The following is a 17,630-nucleotide window of genomic DNA, read 5'->3' as shown; positions in this document are numbered from 1 at the left end:
CCGCTTACCCAGTCTCTAGCGCAGAAAGATTAAAACGCTGTTTTTAAACGGGATCGGGCGGTCCCGCGCCGCAGGGCATGAAATACGGGCATGCTTTGGAAAAAATTACTCTGGAATAAAATATTTTCCGATCTGTGCGGGAACGGTGCTGTGCCGCATGGCAGGATTTTTACTGCGGCACCGTCACGCAGGACAGGCCCTGCTGGCGCAGGCTGGCGCATATGGCCTGTGTCCGCCCGGCGGGCAGGCCCGCAATACGGGTGCGCCATATGGGGTGCGGCCCGTGCGGGATGGGCTCGACCCGGTCGGTGGCGCTGTTCAGCGCCTGTGTGGCGCTGTGGGCCAGGCGTAGCGCGTCGCGCGCGCGTGTCTGGGTGGAAAACGCCCCGATCTGGATAACGGCGTTACCGGTCTGTGCGTTCTGCTTCCACACAAGGGCCGGCCCGCGCCCGCGCAGGGTGGAACTGGCAGTTGGCCCCGCCATGATGGGGGGTTCCGGCACGGTCTGTGTCGCGGCCGCAGGGCCGTAGCTGCTCCCCGCGCGCGGGTTGGGGCTGACTGTATCGGGCGTGCCGGGGCCTAGGCCACCTGTTGCCGTGTCGTCCGGGGCGGGCATGTCAGCACTGGCCACGGCCACGGGGGCTGCGCTGTCGGTCTGCATGTCCGATTCCGCCGCCTGGGCGTCGGCCTGGGCGGTTGCGTCCTCCGGCGGGGCGGGGGTGCTGTCCGCAACCACGCGTACGGGTGTTGTCATGGGGGTGGTGTCGGGCCCGGGTTCGGTCACGGCGGGCACGGGATCGTTCAGGTGCGGGGAGACAGCGGCCAGATAACTGCGCGCATACCCGGGAAGGGAGCCCGAACCGGCGCGGTAATTGGCCATGCATTGCGGGCCGCAGCTATAGGCGGCCAGAAAGTCGGGGGAGCCGAACCGGTCATACAGTTCACGGATATAGCCGCTGCCCGCCATGATATTGTCATGCGGGTCGTACGGGTCCGACCCCAGGCCGTAGCGCCGGGCCAGTTCGTGGTAGGTGTCGGGCTTGACCTGCATAAGCCCCACAGCCCCGTGGACCGAACGTGTCAGGTGGCCGTGAATATACTGGTGCCCACCCGATTCCTGCCACATGACGGCGCGTATCCACCCCTGCGGAATGGAAAACCGCTGCGACGCTTCGCGGATATAAGGCCCCCACGGGTTCAGGGCGGAGCCGGGCGGGCGGTAGCTGCGCACAGGTCCCGCGCAGGCGGCCAGTATTGCCAGCGCGCCCAGCGTCAGCCCCGCACGCAGGCGCTGCCCCCCGGTACGGGGTCGGGCCGTGCGCGAAAAGGGAGGAAAAAAGCCACACCACATGGCGTTATGGTGCCTGCCCGCGCTGGCCGATGCAATGGGGCATGACGTGTCGGTGTTACTGAACGTGGCATTGAAAGTGGCATTGAAGGGGGCACAGGGCGGGCATGGCGCGGAATGTGCCGTCGGCTGTTTTTATGGAACGGCGCTTCAGTCCTGGGCAATGCCCGTGCCCAGGGCCTCCAGCGCGGTGCGCAGCGGGCCTTCGGGCAGGTCGGGCAGGGTACAGGGCCGTGCGGGGCCGGGCTTGCGCCGTGCGGGTTTTTTTTGGGTGCCGGCCAGCGGGTCCTGCACGAAGCGCAGGCGTGTTACCAGCCTGTCCCCGCACCATGTGTTGATCCGGGCGATCAGCATGTCCGCCTGGTGTTGCAGTTCCAGCGCGACCGGGCCTGCGCAGGCTATGGTCAGGGTGCCCGCACTCAGGCGCTGCGGGGTTGTCAGCCGCGCGTGGGCGGGGCCCACCGCATCGGCCCAGCAGGCCATGAGCCGCGCCCCCGTGGGGGACCGGCGGCGGAAGGCGGGCGCGGTCACGTTGGGCAGCAGGGCGGCCAGGCTGCGCGCCGTCATGGCGCGGCGCGGCGGCTGGTCCTGCACCTGCGCCTTCGGCTTGCCCGCGCGGGGTTCCTTCGCCATAACTGCCTCCGTGACTATACCGCCCGCCCATGCCCTGCTGCACTGGTATGACAGACATTCCCGTTCCTTGCCATGGCGGCTGCCGGATGGGCAAGCGGGTGGCGGTGTCGCCAGTCCCGCCCCCGACCCCTACCGTGTCTGGCTGAGCGAGATCATGCTCCAGCAGACCACGGTCAAGGCGGTCATTCCCTATTACGAAAAATTCCTGGTCCTGTTCCCCACCGTGCAGGCGCTGGCCGCGGCCGAGCGCGAGCAGGTTCTGGCCGCCTGGGCGGGGCTTGGCTATTATTCGCGGGCGCGCAACCTGCATGCCTGCGCGCAGGCCGTGGCGGCCCTTGGGGGTTTTCCGGCAACGGTGGAAGGGCTACGGGCTCTGCCCGGCATAGGGGCCTATACGGCGGCGGCTGTGGCGGCCATTGCCTTTGGCGTGCCGGTCGTGCCGGTGGACGGCAATGTGGAACGTGTGACCGCCCGCCTGTTCAACGTGACCGACCCCCTGCCCGCCGCCCGCCGGACACTGGCAGGCCTTGCCGCAACCCTGAACGCGGACCCGCAGGCCCGGGCACGGCCATCGGCCTTTGCGCAGGCCCTGTTCGATCTTGGGGCCTCGCTGTGTTCGCCGCGCTCGCCCGCCTGCGGCCTGTGCCCGTGGGTGGGGAACTGTGCGGCCCATGCCGCCGGTACGGCTGCCAGCCTGCCGCGCAAAGCCCCAAAGGTGGCGCGGCCCGTGCGGTACGGGGCGCATTTTCTGGCCATGGATGCGGCAGGGCAGGTGCTGCTGCGTCGCAGGCCCGAAACCGGGCTGCTGGCCGCCATGACCGAACTGCCCGGAACGGACTGGCGGGCCACCCCCTGGCCGGAGGAGGAGGCCCTGGCCCACGCCCCGGTGCGGGTGCAGGCTTCGTGGCAGGTGGCGGGTACGGTGGTGCATGTGTTCACGCATTTCACGCTGGAACTTGTGGTGTATGCGGCCTGCGTTACGCGGTTTTCCAACCAGGATGTGCGCGACCGTTTTCTGCTGCCGCTGGATCGGGCGCGGGCGGCGTCATTACCCTCGGTCATGCGCAAATGCCTCGATCTGGGTGTGCGGAGCCTGACCGCCACCCCCGGCATGGGGGATGGGGCGGGGTCGCCCGACCCCGTGCAGGGCGGAGTGCTGCCGGTTGGTCGTCCCCCAGTTGGTCGTCCCCCGGTTGGCAAGCCCCCGGTTGGTGAATCTCCAGCCGGTCGCTCCCCTGTCGGCAGTTCCTCTGTCGGTGGTGCCGCGGTTGGTGCGCCCCCTGTCGGTGCACCTTCAGCCGGTAAGGTCCCGGCCGCTACGGTCCCGCCGGATCCGCTGGCGTATTCCCCCGCGGCGGGGGGTACGCATAGTACGGGCTCAGACCCCATTCCGCCTTTGTCTGACTTGCCCTCCGGCTCGTCTTCCGGGGCGGGCCGGCGGGTGGGGGCTGGCGGGCGTGTTACGCGCAGTGCCGCCCGGCGGAGTGCGGCGCGGGCAGGGCGGGGCAAGGCGTCGTCTTGACGGCGTTCGGCTTTGCAGGCCAGGAACGGTAAAGCACGGGGGTTTCATGGTCTTTCATCATATTCCGGCCGAAGGGTCGGGCCAGCAGGCCCAGGCGGGCAAGCCGGGTGTTATCGTGGTCAATCTCGGCACGCCGGAAGACACGGGCTACGGTGCCGTACGGCGTTACCTGTCGGAATTCCTGTCCGACCGGCGGGTGATCGAAGGCCCGCCCGTGCTGTGGCAGCCGATCCTGCAGGGCATTGTGCTGACCACCCGCCCCAAGGCCAGTGGCCGCGCCTACGCCCGTATATGGGACATCGAACGCAACGAAAGCCCCCTGCGCGGGGTCACACGCCGTCAGGCTGAAAAACTGGCCGAACGCCTTGGCGTATCGGGTGTGCCGGTCGTGTGGGGCATGCGTTACGGCCGCCCTGCACTGGCCGAGGCCCTGCATGACCTGCTGCGTCAGGGGTGCGAGCGTATTCTGGTCATGCCGCTTTACCCGCAATACAGTGCGACCACCACCGCCACGGCCAACGACCAGATTTTTCGCGCGCTCATGAAACTGCGCAACCAGCCTGCCCTGCGCACCCTGCCCCCCTTTGCGGATGACCCCGATTTTATCGCGGCCCTGGCCCGGAGCGTGCGTGATGCGCAGGACCGTGCCCTGGCCGAGATGTCCGCCCCGAGTGCGCCCCGGACTACGCCCCAGATTCCGCCCCGGACTTCTTCCCCGTCCGTCGGTCAGACTACGGGGCAGGTTGCGGGCCAAGCTGCGGGCCAAACTGCGAGCGAGCCGTTCCAGGTGGTCGTGGCGTCCTTCCACGGCCTGCCCAAGGATTACGTGACAAAGGGCGACCCCTATGCGGCGGACTGTCTTAAAACGGTTGTGGCCCTGCGCGCCGCGCTGGGGATGGATGAAACCACCCTGCCCATGACCTTTCAGTCCCGTTTCGGGCCGGCCAAATGGCTGGAACCCTATACGGCCCCGTTTATCAAGGCGCTGCCCGCACGCGGGATCACGCGTATTGCCGTGGTCATGCCCGGTTTCATGGCCGACTGCCTGGAAACGCTCGATGAAATCGGCAACGAGGTGCGTGAGGAATTCATGGCGGCCGGGGGCGAATCCTTCACCCTCATCCCCTGCCTGAACGACAGCCCGGCCAGTATCGACCTGCTGGAAAAACTGGCCCGCCGCGAACTGGCAGGCTGGCTGTAGCCGCCGCACGGCTCCGGGCCGTTTGCGGGCTGTTCCCGGCAGCGGGGCGGGTGCCGACCGGGGTGGTGCCAGATGGTGCCGGATGGTGGGTGTCAGCCGGTTTGGCAGCAGGGTATCGGCGGGTTGGCCAGTGGGCAGTCAGTTGGCCGTTATCGGGCTGCCAGTCGGTTGCCACTGGGGGGCGCAGGTCTGCAAGCAGACCGGTGAACGGGTTTGCCGGCGGGCCCGCCGATCCGGCGCGGGTAGGTGCCGGGCCTGTCCCGTCCCGTTTCGTCCTGCGTCTGGCCAAAGGGCCGGGTCCGGGCTGTGCTCTGGTCGGGGTTCAGCCCGTTGTGGCTGTCGTTCTGGCCGGTCTGGCGCGCGGGGCCGGGGTTTTGGCGGGGAACAGGCATGGCCCGCTGGCAGCACAGCGCCAGCATTCGGGCTTGCGCGCCTTGCACACGTAGCGCCCGTGCAGAATCATCCAGTGGTGGGAATCGCGCTTCATGTCGGTGGGAATGCGGCGTTCCAGTGCGGCTTCCACCGCTTCCACCGTTCTGCCGCGCCCCAGCCCCGACCGGTTGGCCAGGCGGAACACATGCGTGTCGACCGGCACCGTGGGCTGGTCGAAGGCGACATTCAGCACCACGTTCGCGGTCTTGCGGCCCACACCGGGCAGTTTTTCCAACGCCTCCCGCGTGGAGGGCACCTGCCCGCCATAGCTGGCCACAAGCTGGCGTGACAGTTCCACCACGTTTTTGGCCTTGCTGCGCCACAGGCCGATGGTGCGGATCAGTTCGCCCACTTTGTCCTCCCCCAGGGTCGCCATGGCCTGTGGGGTGGGGGCGGCCGCGAAAAGCGCTGGCGTGACCCGGTTGACCGATGCATCCGTCGCCTGCGCGGACATGACTACCGCCACCAGCAGGCTGAATGTGTCGGTATAGTGCAGTTCCGTTTTCGCGTCGGGCCAGGTGCGCGCCAGATCGAGCAGGAAACTGCGGATTTCTTCAGCCGTCATATCACGCGGGGCGATCAGGGCCGGGGCAGGTTCGGCCTGTGTCTGAGCCGCGCGCCGGGTGGTTCTGTTGCCGATCGCGGCTTCGGGGTCTTTTTTTGCGCGTTTTGCGGGGCTTGCCTTGGGCGGGGTGGCGGTTTTGGCCCGGGTTTTACTGCCGCCCTTGCGCGTGGGGGTGCTGGCGGCTTTTTGGGGGGCGGCTCTGCTCCGGGCGGGCCTGGCCGCTCCGCCTGTTGGTGCGGCGTCCGGCGCCGGGGTGCTGGCTGGGGCGTTGCTCATCAGGGGGGTGGCCGTGGAACGGGCCGAGGAACTGGTCGTGGATCGGGCCAGGGCGGCGCCGCGCGGGGAGGTCGCGGCGGTATCCGCCATGTCTGGCGTATTTGGGTGCCGGGTGGTCCCGGCCACCTTGGGTGTGTCCGTCATGCGTTGCGTTGTCGTGCGGCGCTTGGTCGCGGGTGTGGTTGTTGCCTGCTTCACCGGGTTCTCAACGGTCCTGCGTGGCGCGGCCTTGCGGGGCCGGGCTGTGCGCGTGGCGGTGGGGCGGGGGGGCTGTGCGGGGTCGCGCGGTTCGGTCATTGATCTGTCGCCCGGGTCATGGCCCGGTGCTGGCGGCTGGGCCTTGCTGCGCGGGCTGGTGTCTGGCTGGTTGTATGGTGGCGCAGCATAGGCCGTGGCGCGATCTGTGCCCAGCCCTGCGCGCCTGCAAGGGGGTAGGCGGTTTTTCATGCGGGCATGCGGGCGGCTGGTCCGGGCCGGGGGGCGTATGGGGCAAAGGCGCATGCGGCCCGGCGTATCTCTGGCAGGGTCGGGCGTATCACGCGCCCGGTGCGCCGTGCGCCGCCTGTTGGCTGCTCGTTGGCCATGGCTGCGTTTGCAGGCGGGGCGCATGCGTATTTGCGTGGGCCGTGCACTTCACGATACAGGACGGGTGCCGCGCGGCGGGTGCCGGGTGGTTCAGGGTTTCAAGAACAGGTTGCGCATGTCTGATTCAGGTTCCGATACGGCCCGGAATGGCCAAGATGCGCGCCAGGCATCGCTTTTTGTCGATGTGCTGCGGTTTGTGGCGCGGCACTGGCTGGCTTTTCCCGTGTTCCTGGGCGTGACGGTGGCTGGCACGCTTGTCGCCACCGTGGCCGATGTCATGATGCCGGTCATAGCCGGCCGCCTTGTGGGGGATGTCGCAGGCCCGGCGGGGCAGGGGGGCGCGGTGCGCGACGCCGCGTGGATGCTGGGGGCCATGGCGGCCTGCGGTTTTGGCAGCGTGCTGGCCAAGCGTTACGCCTATCTGGGCATTACGGCGCTGACCACCCGCGTCATGCAGAAAATCGGCACCGAGGCGTTCGCCCATGTGCAGCGCTTGTCCACGGACTGGCATGCCAGCACCTTTGCGGGGTCGACCGTGCGCAGGCTGACACGCGGCATGTGGGCGGTGGACATGCTCGATGACACGTTGCTGCTCATGCTCCTGCCCGAAGCCTGCCTGCTGCTGCTGACAACGCTGGTGCTGGGTTGGCACTGGCCGGCCATGGGCGCGCTGCTGGGCGTGCTGTCGGCCATGTTCATCCTGCTGTCCTGCCTGCTGACACTGCGTTACGTCGCGCCCTCCGCGCAGGCCGCCAACGCGGGGGACAGCCGCATGGGTGCTGCCCTGGCCGACGCGGTGACCTGCAATGCCGTGGTCAAGGCCTTTGGCGCGGAAGAGCGCGAGGAACGGCTGCTGGCAGGCATCATGACCCGCTGGCGCACGGCCACCGCCCTCATGTGGGTGCGCGGCACCGACAGCGCCAACATTCAGGGGGCCGCCGTCATGGTCATGCGTCTGGCGCTTGCGGGCGGGGCGGTATGGCTGTGGTGGCGCGGGCAGGCAGGCCCGGGCGATGTCGCCTATGTGCTGACCATGACCTTTCTGGTGCAGGGTTACCTGCGCGAGATCGGGCAGCAGGTGTCCGTGGTGCAGCGTTCGGTCAATGAAATGGAGGAACTGCTGCTGCTGTGGCGCACCCCCGTTGCGGTCAGCGATCCCGCGCGCCCGGTTGCCTTGCGTATCACGCAGGGTGAAATCCGTTTCGAGCATGTCGGTTTTCGCTATCCCGGCCAGACCCGCGCCATTTTTTCTGACCTGTCGGTGGTGATCGCCCCCGGTTCGCGCGTGGGGCTTGTGGGGCCGTCGGGGTCGGGCAAGTCCACTTTTACCAAGCTGCTCCAGCGCCTTTACGCTCCGCAGGAGGGCGTGGTGCGGGTCGATGGCACGGATATCGCCACTGTCGCGCAGTCGGCCCTGCGGTCACAGATCGCCCTTGTGCCGCAGGACCCCATGCTGTTCCACCGCAGTCTGGCGGAAAACATCGCCTATGGGCGGCCCGGTGCGACACCAGAGCAGATCGCCCATGCGGCAGAACAGGCCAATGCGGCGGGCTTTATCGAACGCCTGCCCGAAGGCTACGCCACACTGGTGGGCGAACGCGGTATCAAGCTCTCGGGCGGGGAACGCCAGCGCGTGGCCATTGCCCGCGCGTTCCTGGCCGATGCCCCCATTCTGGTGCTGGACGAGGCCACGGCCAGTCTCGATTCGGAATCCGAGGCACAGGTGCAGGAGGCCATGGAACGGCTCATGCAGGGGCGCACCGTGCTGGTGGTGGCCCACCGGCTGGCGACCGTGGTGGGACTGGACCGTATTCTGGTTTTCGAACATGGCCATATTGTCGAAGATGGCCCCCACCACACCCTTGTCGCGCGGGAGGGCGGGCTGTACCAGCGCCTGTACGCCCTGCAAAGCCTGTAGGCAGGTCAGGGTCCGGTCCATACACTATTAATGGCTATTGACACTGGGGTTTTGGCGCTGGGGTGCTGGCGCCGGGGTGCTGGCATTGGGCTATTGACGCCGGGGTATTGCCATCGGCCCGGCCGCTCAGGTGGGGCACGCGGGCCGATCGGTCTGGCCGGGTGGTTGCCCCTTGGCTTTGTCATCCGGGTTAGCTCATTGAGTTAGCCAAGTGGGTTAGCTGGCCGGGTTAGTGTCAGCCGGATTAACCAGTCAGCTTAGCCAGTTGGTCTGGCGGGTTAGTGTGGCCAGTCGTGCCATTCAGTATGTCGCTCAGTGAGCCGGTCGGTGAATCAGTCGGTGAACCAGTGGGTGTGCCGTATCGGTGGGCCGGTTCAGGGTAACTGGCCGTTGTAGCCGTTCGTTGTGGCTGGCCGGTGCAGCGTCTCTGCCCGGGTTTTCGGTCTGCTGTGTTGACCATGTGCTTCGCTTTAGGCGGGTCGGCGGCAAGGCGCTGCCGGTCCGTGCGTCGCGGGTGTTTATGCTGGCCTGGCGCCGCGGGGCCGTGCTGGCGGGCAAAATGCGGCAATTCGTTCCGGTTTGCGAAGATTCCGGTTGATCCGTGCCTTGCGTGCGTGCCACCTGCACAGGGCCAAACGGGAGGAAGCTTACACGGTGTCACATCATGCTCGCTGGGCGCAGGTTGCGGCGCTGTTCGCCGCCGTGGTGGCCGTAGGGTCCAACGCGTTCGTTCTGACCCCCATCCTGCGCGAAGTCAGCGCGTCACTCGGGACCGTTCCGCAGCATGTGGCGTGGGCGATTTCCGCGTTCGGGGCGGCTACGGCTGTGTCGTCTCTCGCGCTGTCCGCGCAGCTTGACCGTTGGGGGCCGGCGAAGGTCCTGTCGCTTTCGGCGGTGCTGCTGGGGGTTGCCGAACTGAGCAGCAGCCTGAGCGCGCACTGGCTGCATCTGTGTCTGGCGCAGGCCATGGCGGGGGTGGCGGTGGGCGTCCTGCTGCCTGGAACCTACGCGACAGCCGCGGCGGTCTCCCCCCGCGGGAAGGAGGCCAAGGTCATCGGGCTGGTGCTGACCGGCTGGGCCCTGTCGCTGGTGTTCGGGGTGCCGTTCGCGGCCTATGTGACCGAACATGTGGGCTGGCGCTCGGTGTATGTGATAACGGGCACCCTGTCGCTGGCTGTTGCCTGCGCGCTGTGGCTGTCCCTGCGCGGGATCAGCCTGTCCCGCCCGGTGGAACGGGTTGCGCTGCGGGGGGCTTTGCGTATTCCCGGCGTTGCGTTCATGCTGCTGCTGGTTTTCGGATACATGACCGCGTTTTACGGCACGTTCGCCTATTTTGGCGAAGGGCTGCGCGTGGCGCTGCACCTGTCGGCCCAGGGGGCGGGGTCGTTCGTGTTCGCCTATGGGCTGGGGTTTGGCATTGCGGGGCTGATGCTCAGCCATTTCGCACCCCGTGCCACAAAACCCTATATGGTGACAGCCCTTGTCCTGATCAGCCTGTGCTATGTCGCGTGGCTACCAGCCTCCACCGTCCGGTCGTGGGCGTTCATCAACAGTGCGGTCTGGGGGTTTTTGAACCAGTTGGCCCTGAATGCCCTGATCGTGACGCTCAACCGCTACGCGGCAGAGGCACGCGGTGTGGTCATGGGGATTTACAGCGCGGTAACCTATGTGGCCGTTTTCGCGGGGCCGCTGTGCATGGGGCCACTTTATGCGGCCTATGGCCTGTTTGGCGTGACCACCATGGCGGGCGCGATCGTTCTGGCCAGTGCCGCTGCCCTGCTGGCGGTAAGGGTCCACCATTAGGCGCTACTTCCCCTTCAGGCTCCACCCGGCCGGTGTGGCGTGTGGCTGGCTTGCGGGCTGGCGTGCGTGCTGTTGCCGGGCGTGGCTGTGCGTGCCTGCCCGTGCGGGAGTGGCGGTGTGGTGTGCCAGAATGGGTGTGCCAGAATGGACGTGCGGTGTGGGAGTGCCCGTATGGAGTGCCGGGGAGCTATGCCCATATGGGCGTGTCAGCGGGGGCGTGTCCGTGTCTGGGGGCAGGGAGTGTGCCCGGCTGAGCGTGCCTGCCCAAGCGTGGCCGCCTGAGTGTGTGTGCCCGCGTGGACATGCCTGCCCGGCTTGCGCCGACCCGTGGGGCCAGCCTAGCGCGCGGTGCTGAGCAGGCGGCGGTAGCGGTTCAGCCCGTCTTCAAGGTGCAGTTGCATACGGGTCTGGGCCAGTGTCGCATCCCCGTCCGAGATGGCGGCCAGGATTTCGGTATGTTCCCTGACCGTCTGGGCGAAATACGTCGCGCTGTGCTTGGCGCTTTCGGTATATTTGGTGTGCAGGTCGCGGCATATCTCGGCAATGGTGGTTTGCAGGAATTCGGCAAAGCGCGGGTTGCCTGCCGCCCTGGCTATGGCCAGATGAAAGCCGAAATCGGCCAGAGCTTCCTTTTCCGTGTCGTGCCAGTTTTCATCCGCGAAGGCGGCATGGGCCTGGTACAGGGCCTGTAGCGTGTCGGGCGTGCGGCGCTGGGCGGCCAGGGCCGCGGCCTGCATTTCCACCCCGATGCGGAATTCCAGAATTTCCAGACAGGCGCGGATATTGGGTAACGGCCAGGCCATGGCGGGCATTTTCTGCCCCCGGTCCGACACGAACACCCCCGATCCCTGGCGCGAGACAATACGCCCCCCCAGCTTGAGCGAGGCCAGGGCCTCGCGCACGACCGTGCGGCTGACCCCGAATTCCTCGCATAACTCGGCATTGCTCGGCAGCTTGTCGCCATGGGCGTATGTGCCGTTCACGATCCGTTGCATCAGCGCGCTGGCGATCGTGTCGGACAGGGACGTTGTGGAGGGAAGGGAGTGCATGCGTGTCACCCTTGCATTCAGGAAGCGGGGCGGGATGTCATGCGCGCGCGTGACAGGCTGAGTGCGGCCGCCCCCCAGGCCGTGGCCACGCCCAGTTCCAGGCACAGCAGGGCGGCCCCCTGGTGGACATGCGCCATGACAAGGGCCACAAAAATCGCCCCCGTGGACTGGCCCATGATCCGCGCGACAGACAGCATGGCGCTGGCGCTGCGCGACCGGTGCAGGGGGGCTGCATCCATCATGGCCTTGTTGTTGGGGGCCACGAAAAAGGCAAAGCCCACGCCCGCAAGGCCCAGCCGCCACATGATATTCCAGTCCGCGGCGTCAATCGGCGTCATGCGCAGCAGCAGGTAGCCCACCCCCACCACGACCAGCCCGCAGGTGGACAACACGGCCGCCGGCACCCGGTCGGACAGGCGGCCCACCAGCGGGCCGGCGGCAACCATGCCCGCGGGCCAGAACATGATGATGAACCCGCTCTGCACGGCCGTGCGCCCGAAAATGCCCGTCAGCGCGAAGGGAATGGAAACCATGAAGAAATTGGCCGCCATATACCCCATGAAACACACGGTAAACGCCAGGCCGAAAGGCCATTTTACCAGCAGGTCCACGGGCAGGAGCGGGGTTTGCGCCTCTCTTTGCACATGCAGCAGGGCCAGCAGGCAGGCTACGCCGCCCAGCAGGGTGCCCCAGCCCGCAAGCGGGGCATTGCCGTGGGCCAGCAGGTCGGCCCCGACCAGCACCCCGCCGAAAAACAGTAGGTTCAGCACGACCGGCAGGGGTTTGATGGTATTGGCATGGACCGGTGTTGCGGGGAAAAAGCGCAGTGCGAGCGCCAGGGTCAGCACCCCGTAGGGCAGGTTGAAAAGGAACAGCCACCGCCATGACGCGACGGACAGGATGACGGAGGCCACAGCCGGGCTGATGGCGAACCCCAGCGCTGTCACCAGCGCGTTCAGCGCCAGCCCGCGCCCCAGCAGGGCCGGTGGATACACCGAGCGGACCAGGGCTGCGCTGACGGACATGACGCAGGCCCCGCCCGCCCCCTGGATGATCCGTGCGAACACCAGCATCCCGAAGGAGGATGTGGTGGCGCACAGTGCCGACCCCAGCATGATGACGACAAGCCCCGCCTGGCACAGCCGCGCACTGCCCAGCCTGTCGGCCCATGCGGCCAGCGGCAGCAGCAGCATGGCGTTGGCAAGCTGGTAGGCGTTGACCACCCACACCGATTCCGCCTGCGACACCGACAGCGCGCCCGAAATGGTGGGCAGGGCGATATTGGCCACGGCATAGTCCAGCACCGAAAGCAGCACCGCCATGAACAGCGGCACCACAGCACTGTAGCGGACCTGCCCCCGAACGTCCGTGTCCGGGGCGGGAGCGTGCTGGGTGGCTCCGCCGCGGTTGGCGGCAGGCATGTCTGGCGGGGCTGTGGGGGAGGTCTGGACCATGGTGGCGCGTTATACCGCCGCGAACTTGACCATGGAACCCCCACCCGCCGCCTGGTCTGTCGGCATGATTTCCATGCGGGAGATATCGACATAGTCGGGCAGTTCCAGGACCGTGCGGACCAGCCCCGCCACGTCGTGCGGCTGCACGGAACGGTAGCCGTCATACAGGGCGCGCTTGGCGCCGTCGGGGCCATGCGTGTCGCGGTAGAGCGACGTTTCCACCCGGCCGGGCACCAGTTCGGTCACGCGCACGCCGCTGCCCAGCAGTTCGCAGCGCAAAGCGTCGCAGAACACCCCGATACCCGACTTGGACGCGCCATATACGCAGGACCCCGGAAAAGCCGCATGCCCGGCAATGGAGCCCACAAAGACCAGATGCCCCGCGCGCCGTTCGATCATGGCTGGCAGCAGTTTGTGTGTCAGGCGGATGGGGGCCTTGAGGTTGATGTCGATCATGGTGTCGATCTGGCTGGGATCGGTGCCGACAAACGGGCCGGTTGTCGTCAGTTGCCCGGCATTGTTGATCACGCTGTCGATCCGCGCATCGCCCAGCAGGCTGCACAGCGTGTCGGTATCGCGCACGTCGGCCTGTATGGCGGTGACACCGGGCAGGGCTGCAAGCCGGGCCAGGGCGTCGGGGTTGCGGCCGGTTGCAAAAACCTTATACCCCGCCGCTGACAATGCGGCCACAATGGCCGCACCTATGCCGCTTGTGGCCCCGGTGACAAGGCTTGTATGCGCGCGGGCGGCTGTGTGCGTGGTGTCAGACATGGGCGATGCCTCCATGGTGCGGGGCGGTGGCATGGGGGGCTGCATTGTGTGGCGGCAGGCCACGGGGTGCTGGAGCAAACGACATGAAAAATACTGTTCCTGTCTGATAGGATAGGGGAAATGTATGATATCCCGGCGGGCATGCCTGCCGGGTGTGCCCACCGGAGGTGCCCGCCGGATGGGCCGTCAGGTGGGCTGCTCAGGTGGACCCGTCAGGTAGTGCGGCATAAGGACCTGGCCGTTGCATCCGTCAGGCATGGTCTGTCAGGCGAACTGCGCATGGTCGACATCCTGCCCGCTGCGGGCGGCCCACAGGTAAATGCCCCACAGGAACACGATAAAAGCGGCCAGAAGGGCGGGGCTGCGCAGTGTTTCCATGGCCTGGGTCTGATCGGCCCAGGCAAACACGATCATGCCCGCGTAATAGGCCAGCACCCAGCCCGCCGAACGCAGCCCGTTGCATGTCGTACGGCGGGGTAGCTGGTAGATCAGGTACGCGACGCACAGCACGAACTGCCCGCCGATCAGCCATGCGACCGTGTTCCAGCCAGCCCAGAGAATGACGAAGGAGGACAGGATGAACGAGATCGGGCCGACAACCTGCGGGCACCACACCCGGAAGGGGCGGGGCATGTCAGGGGCCGTGCGGCGGAGTGCTGCCATGACAACGGGTACGAAAGTGTAGCTCATGACCAGGGCGGTGGACACCACGCCCACAAGGCTGGACCAGGACGGAAAAGGCAGGGTCCAGAAAAAGCACAGTGCGAAGGACAGGCCCATGGCGCGGGGGCCTATGGGCCTGTCGGGGTCGGGCTGGGTGGGGGCCGCGCCAAGTTCCTCCAGCCAGGCCTGGGCCACGCGGCAGGTGGAGTTCATGAACACGTTGCCCGTGCCAAGGGGGGAAACACACGCATCCACCAGGACCAGCCGCCCCAGCCACGCCGCCCCGATCACCAGCATGATGTCGTGAAAAGGCAGGGGAAACAGGCCGGGAATATCAACCCAGCCGTTCCTGAGATCGGCCATGGGAATATTGCCGATAAACACCGTCTGCAACGCAAGATATACAACCCCCGTGAACAGCACGGCCGTACACAGGGCTATGGGCACGTTGCGCTGGGGGTTCCTGACCTCGCCTGCCGCAGCCACGATCGGGGTCAGCCCCAGATAGGAGAAAATGATCCCCCCCGTGGACAACGCCACGACAACCGATGCCAGCGGCGTTGCGCTGCCCAGCGGCACATGGAAGGGGGCTGTAGAAAAATGCATGGCCAGCACGACAATGCTCAGGAACGGCACCGAGAATTTAAGGGTCGTGACAATGTTGTTGATCCACGCGAAGGACTTGGCGCTCTTGCGGTTGACGAAATAGGCAAAGAGCAGGAACGCGAACTGTACCAGCCAGCCCGCCAGCGTGGGCGATCCGTCCGCATGGCCCAGGAACGGGAACGCGCCCGAGGCATATTGCCGCGCGGCCACCACCTCGATCGCAACAATGGAGGAAAACGCGACAAGTGTGACAAGACTGATGTTGAAGCCCAGAAAATCCCCGTGCGATATATAGGGGTATCGCACAACGCCGCCGGTCTTGGGCAGGGCGGCCCCCAGTTCGCAGTAGATGAACCCCAGCAGCAGCGCGATCAGCCCACCCACCGCCCAGCTATAGAGCGAATACACCCCGGCCATGCCTGCCACCTTGGACGCGGCGAACAGCCACCCCGAACCGAACGTGGCGCCGCAGCCGATAAACACCAGGTCCAGCAGGCCGAGCCTGCGGGCACCGTCCGGTGCGGGGTGGGGGGTGTTTTCAGTCATGCCTGTATGTATCTCCAGTTTTGCGGTCCGGAACAGCGGCGATGGTCGTTGTCATAAAAGAACGATACGTCATTGACACAAATCATACAAGTCAATATGACCTGTATTATAAATTTATGGGCGGCGCGCGGGTGCCGCCACGAATCTGGGAGTGTCGGGATGGCGTCGGGGCACAAGGACTGTCGTGTTGGCGTGGATATTGGTGGCACCTTTACGGATGTCGCGCTCAAGGTCGACGGGCGGCTGGTTTCCACCAAGGTTCTTACGGATTACGAAGCGCCCGAGCGGGCTATTCTCAAGGGAATCGAGCAGGTCTGCGCCGATGCGGGCGTAGCGCTGGCCGAGATCGGGGTTGTGGTGCATGGCACCACGCTGGCCACCAATTCGCTGATCGAGCGGCGTGGCGCGCGCACCGCGTTCGTCACCACCGAGGGGTTTCGCGATGTGCTGGAAATGCGCACCGAAAACCGGTTCGAACAGTATGACCTGAACATCACCCTGCCCCCCGCCCTGATCAGCCGCGCGGACCGCTTTGTGGTGCGCGAGCGCATGGATGCGGCGGGTCAGGTGCTGCTGGATGTGGACCGCGCGGCGCTGGACGCGCTGATCACCCGCCTGGCCGAAGGCGGGTACGAAAGCGTCGCCATCGGGTTTATTCACGCCTATGCCAACGGCGCGCATGAACGCCTGGTGCGTGACGCCATTCTGGCCCGGCTGCCCGACGTGTCCATTTCCATCTCCTCCGAGGTGGCGCCGCAGTTCCGCGAACTGGAACGCTTCAACACCGTCTGCGCCAATGCCTACGTCAAGCCTGTCATCAAGGCGTATCTCGACAGGCTGGTCAAGGCGCTGGCGGCGCGCGGCATGGGCTGCCCTGTCTACATGATCCATTCCGGCGGCGGTATTATCTCGCTCGAACACGCGGCGGAATTTCCGGTGCGGCTGGTCGAATCGGGTCCGGCGGGCGGGGTGATCTTTGCCGAGGACGTGGCCCGCCGCCATGGGCGCGAGCATGTCGTGTCCTTCGACATGGGCGGCACCACCGCCAAGATCTGCCTTGTCGAGGACTACGTGCCCAAGACCGCCAAGAGCTTCGAGGTCGCGCGTACCTATCGGTTCCGCAAGGGCAGCGGCATGGTCATATCCATTCCCGTGGTGGAAATGGTCGAAATCGGGGCGGGCGGCGGGTCCATCGCCAGTGTGGATTCGCTGCGCCAGATCCGCGTGGGGCCGAAAAGTGCCGCATCCGAACCCGGGCCTGCCTGCTACCAGCGGGGCGGTATCAACCCCACCGTGACGGACGCCAATCTGGTACTGGGCAAGCTGGACCCCGACAACTTTGCCGGTGGCAAGGTGGCGCTGTCCGTGCCTGCCGCGTCCCATGCGCTGGATCAGGACATTGGCGCGCAGATCGGCCTTTCGGTCGAGGCTTCGGCTTACGGCGTGTGCGAGGTGGTGGACGAGAACATGTCCAACGCCGCCCGCGTGCATGCCATTGAAAGCGGCAAGGATATCAGCACTTTCACCATGATCACCTTTGGTGGCGGCGGCCCGCTGCATGCGGCCCGCCTGTGCGAAAAGCTGGGGATCGACAGCTTTATCGTGCCGCCGGGTGCGGGTGTGGGCTCGGCCATCGGCTTCCTGCTGGCCCCGTTCGGCTACGAGACGGTGCGCAGCGGCCGGGTGGAACTGTCACGCTTCGAGCAGCCCAGGGTTGCCGCCCTGCTGGAGTCCATGCGTGACGAGGCCCTGGGCTTTGTCTCGGCCATTGAAAGCAGTGCGGCCACCACGGTCGAATGCACGGCCTTCATGCGTTATGCCGGGCAGGGCTGGGATATTCCCGTCCGCCTGCCATTCGAGGTGTTCCACGCGGGCGACACCGCTGCGATCGGGGCCGAATTCATGAAGGAATATACGCGCTTTTTCGGCCGCGCCATTGTCGGGCCGGAGGTCGAGATCGTAAGCTGGTCGCTGCGGGTCAGCACGCCGGTGGAGCGGGCGCAGCCCGCAACCCCGGTGGGTGCCACACGGCAGATCACCTCGGGCGTGTCACGCAAACTCTTTGATTCCGTCAGCCGGTCTTTCGTATCCGCCCAGGTGGTGGAACGCGCGGAGTTGGTGCCGGGCGATGTTGTCGCAGGCCCCGCCATTATTACCGAGGCCGAGACCACAACCATCCTGAGCGCGCAGTTCACGGCCACCGTCCAGTCGGATGGCAGCCTTCTGGCCACCCGCCATTAACCCCAGCAGCGTGGAGC

Annotated in this window: 11 protein-coding genes and 1 pseudogene; 5 read left to right on the top strand and 7 right to left on the bottom strand. The window is 66.5% G+C overall.

Translation table 11 applies throughout. The annotated features are described in order from the left end of the window. Nucleotides 1-169: 169 nt before the first annotated feature. Complete coding sequence (locus ABF990_RS07565) at nucleotides 170-1,351, bottom strand: transglycosylase SLT domain-containing protein (RefSeq protein WP_415500072.1); 1,182 nt, start codon at nucleotides 1,349-1,351, stop codon at nucleotides 170-172. Nucleotides 1,352-1,498: 147 nt separating this feature from the next. Further along, a complete protein-coding gene (locus ABF990_RS07560) occupies nucleotides 1,499-1,981 on the bottom strand; it encodes a DUF721 domain-containing protein (RefSeq protein ID WP_415500071.1) in 483 nt (160 codons plus the stop codon). Between the two features lie 10 nt (nucleotides 1,982-1,991). On the opposite strand from ABF990_RS07560, the pseudogene ABF990_RS07555 reads away from it, so the two are divergent. Next, nucleotides 1,992-3,077, top strand: a pseudogene (locus tag ABF990_RS07555) (A/G-specific adenine glycosylase); the annotation flags it as partial. Nucleotides 3,078-3,549: 472 nt separating this feature from the next. Next, the gene (gene hemH / locus ABF990_RS07550) at nucleotides 3,550-4,704 is read left to right on the top strand and encodes a ferrochelatase (protein ID WP_415501049.1); all 1,155 of its coding nucleotides are present in this window, start codon (nucleotides 3,550-3,552) and stop codon (nucleotides 4,702-4,704) included. Nucleotides 4,705-5,026: 322 nt separating this feature from the next. On the opposite strand, the gene nth is transcribed toward hemH, so the two are convergent. After that, nucleotides 5,027-5,701 carry an endonuclease III gene (gene nth, locus ABF990_RS07545; RefSeq protein ID WP_415501050.1) on the bottom strand — a complete coding sequence of 225 codons (675 nt, stop codon included), beginning with the start codon at nucleotides 5,699-5,701 and terminating at the stop codon, nucleotides 5,027-5,029. A gap of 976 nt (nucleotides 5,702-6,677) precedes the next feature. Here nth and ABF990_RS07540 point away from each other — a divergent pair. After that, on the top strand, nucleotides 6,678-8,480 hold the full coding sequence (locus ABF990_RS07540; RefSeq protein ID WP_415500572.1) for an ABC transporter ATP-binding protein: 1,803 nt from the start codon (nucleotides 6,678-6,680) through the stop codon (nucleotides 8,478-8,480). Between the two features lie 654 nt (nucleotides 8,481-9,134). Beyond that, complete coding sequence (locus ABF990_RS07535) at nucleotides 9,135-10,283, top strand: MFS transporter (protein ID WP_415500571.1); 1,149 nt, start codon at nucleotides 9,135-9,137, stop codon at nucleotides 10,281-10,283. A gap of 338 nt (nucleotides 10,284-10,621) precedes the next feature. Here ABF990_RS07535 and ABF990_RS07530 read toward each other — a convergent pair whose 3' ends face one another. The 4 genes from ABF990_RS07530 to ABF990_RS07515 form a co-directional block, all read right to left on the bottom strand. Next, complete coding sequence (locus ABF990_RS07530) at nucleotides 10,622-11,332, bottom strand: FadR/GntR family transcriptional regulator (RefSeq protein ID WP_415491556.1); 711 nt, start codon at nucleotides 11,330-11,332, stop codon at nucleotides 10,622-10,624. Nucleotides 11,333-11,349: 17 nt separating this feature from the next. Next, complete coding sequence (locus tag ABF990_RS07525) at nucleotides 11,350-12,786, bottom strand: MFS transporter (protein WP_415491555.1); 1,437 nt, start codon at nucleotides 12,784-12,786, stop codon at nucleotides 11,350-11,352. Nucleotides 12,787-12,795: 9 nt separating this feature from the next. Beyond that, on the bottom strand, nucleotides 12,796-13,557 hold the full coding sequence (locus ABF990_RS07520) for an SDR family oxidoreductase (RefSeq protein ID WP_415491554.1): 762 nt from the start codon (nucleotides 13,555-13,557) through the stop codon (nucleotides 12,796-12,798). 264 nt (nucleotides 13,558-13,821) lie between these two features. Beyond that, nucleotides 13,822-15,372 (bottom strand): APC family permease, encoded by a 1,551-nt coding sequence (locus tag ABF990_RS07515; RefSeq protein WP_415491553.1) that lies wholly within the window; start codon nucleotides 15,370-15,372, stop codon nucleotides 13,822-13,824. 192 nt (nucleotides 15,373-15,564) lie between these two features. Here ABF990_RS07515 and ABF990_RS07510 point away from each other — a divergent pair, with 192 nt between their 5' ends. Next, complete coding sequence (locus ABF990_RS07510; RefSeq protein WP_415491552.1) at nucleotides 15,565-17,613, top strand: hydantoinase/oxoprolinase family protein; 2,049 nt, start codon at nucleotides 15,565-15,567, stop codon at nucleotides 17,611-17,613. Nucleotides 17,614-17,630 lie beyond the last annotated feature (17 nt).

The organism is Acetobacter sp., from assembly GCF_047723915.1.
Lineage (GTDB): Bacteria > Pseudomonadota > Alphaproteobacteria > Acetobacterales > Acetobacteraceae > Acetobacter.
Note: the sequence above shows the minus strand (reverse complement) of the source record. Positions and strands in the feature narration are given on the sequence as shown.

Coding starts and splice junctions, on each gene's coding strand:
- ABF990_RS07530 (WP_415491556.1), bottom strand. CDS start 11,332: ATGCACTCCCTTCCCTCCACAACGTCCCTGTCCGACACGATCGCCAGC.
- nth (WP_415501050.1), bottom strand. CDS start 5,701: ATGACGGCTGAAGAAATCCGCAGTTTCCTGCTCGATCTGGCGCGCACC.
- ABF990_RS07525 (WP_415491555.1), bottom strand. CDS start 12,786: ATGGTCCAGACCTCCCCCACAGCCCCGCCAGACATGCCTGCCGCCAAC.
- ABF990_RS07540 (WP_415500572.1), top strand. CDS start 6,678: ATGTCTGATTCAGGTTCCGATACGGCCCGGAATGGCCAAGATGCGCGC.
- ABF990_RS07515 (WP_415491553.1), bottom strand. CDS start 15,372: ATGACTGAAAACACCCCCCACCCCGCACCGGACGGTGCCCGCAGGCTC.
- hemH (WP_415501049.1), top strand. CDS start 3,550: ATGGTCTTTCATCATATTCCGGCCGAAGGGTCGGGCCAGCAGGCCCAG.
- ABF990_RS07565 (WP_415500072.1), bottom strand. CDS start 1,351: ATGTGGTGTGGCTTTTTTCCTCCCTTTTCGCGCACGGCCCGACCCCGT.
- ABF990_RS07560 (WP_415500071.1), bottom strand. CDS start 1,981: ATGGCGAAGGAACCCCGCGCGGGCAAGCCGAAGGCGCAGGTGCAGGAC.
- ABF990_RS07520 (WP_415491554.1), bottom strand. CDS start 13,557: ATGTCTGACACCACGCACACAGCCGCCCGCGCGCATACAAGCCTTGTC.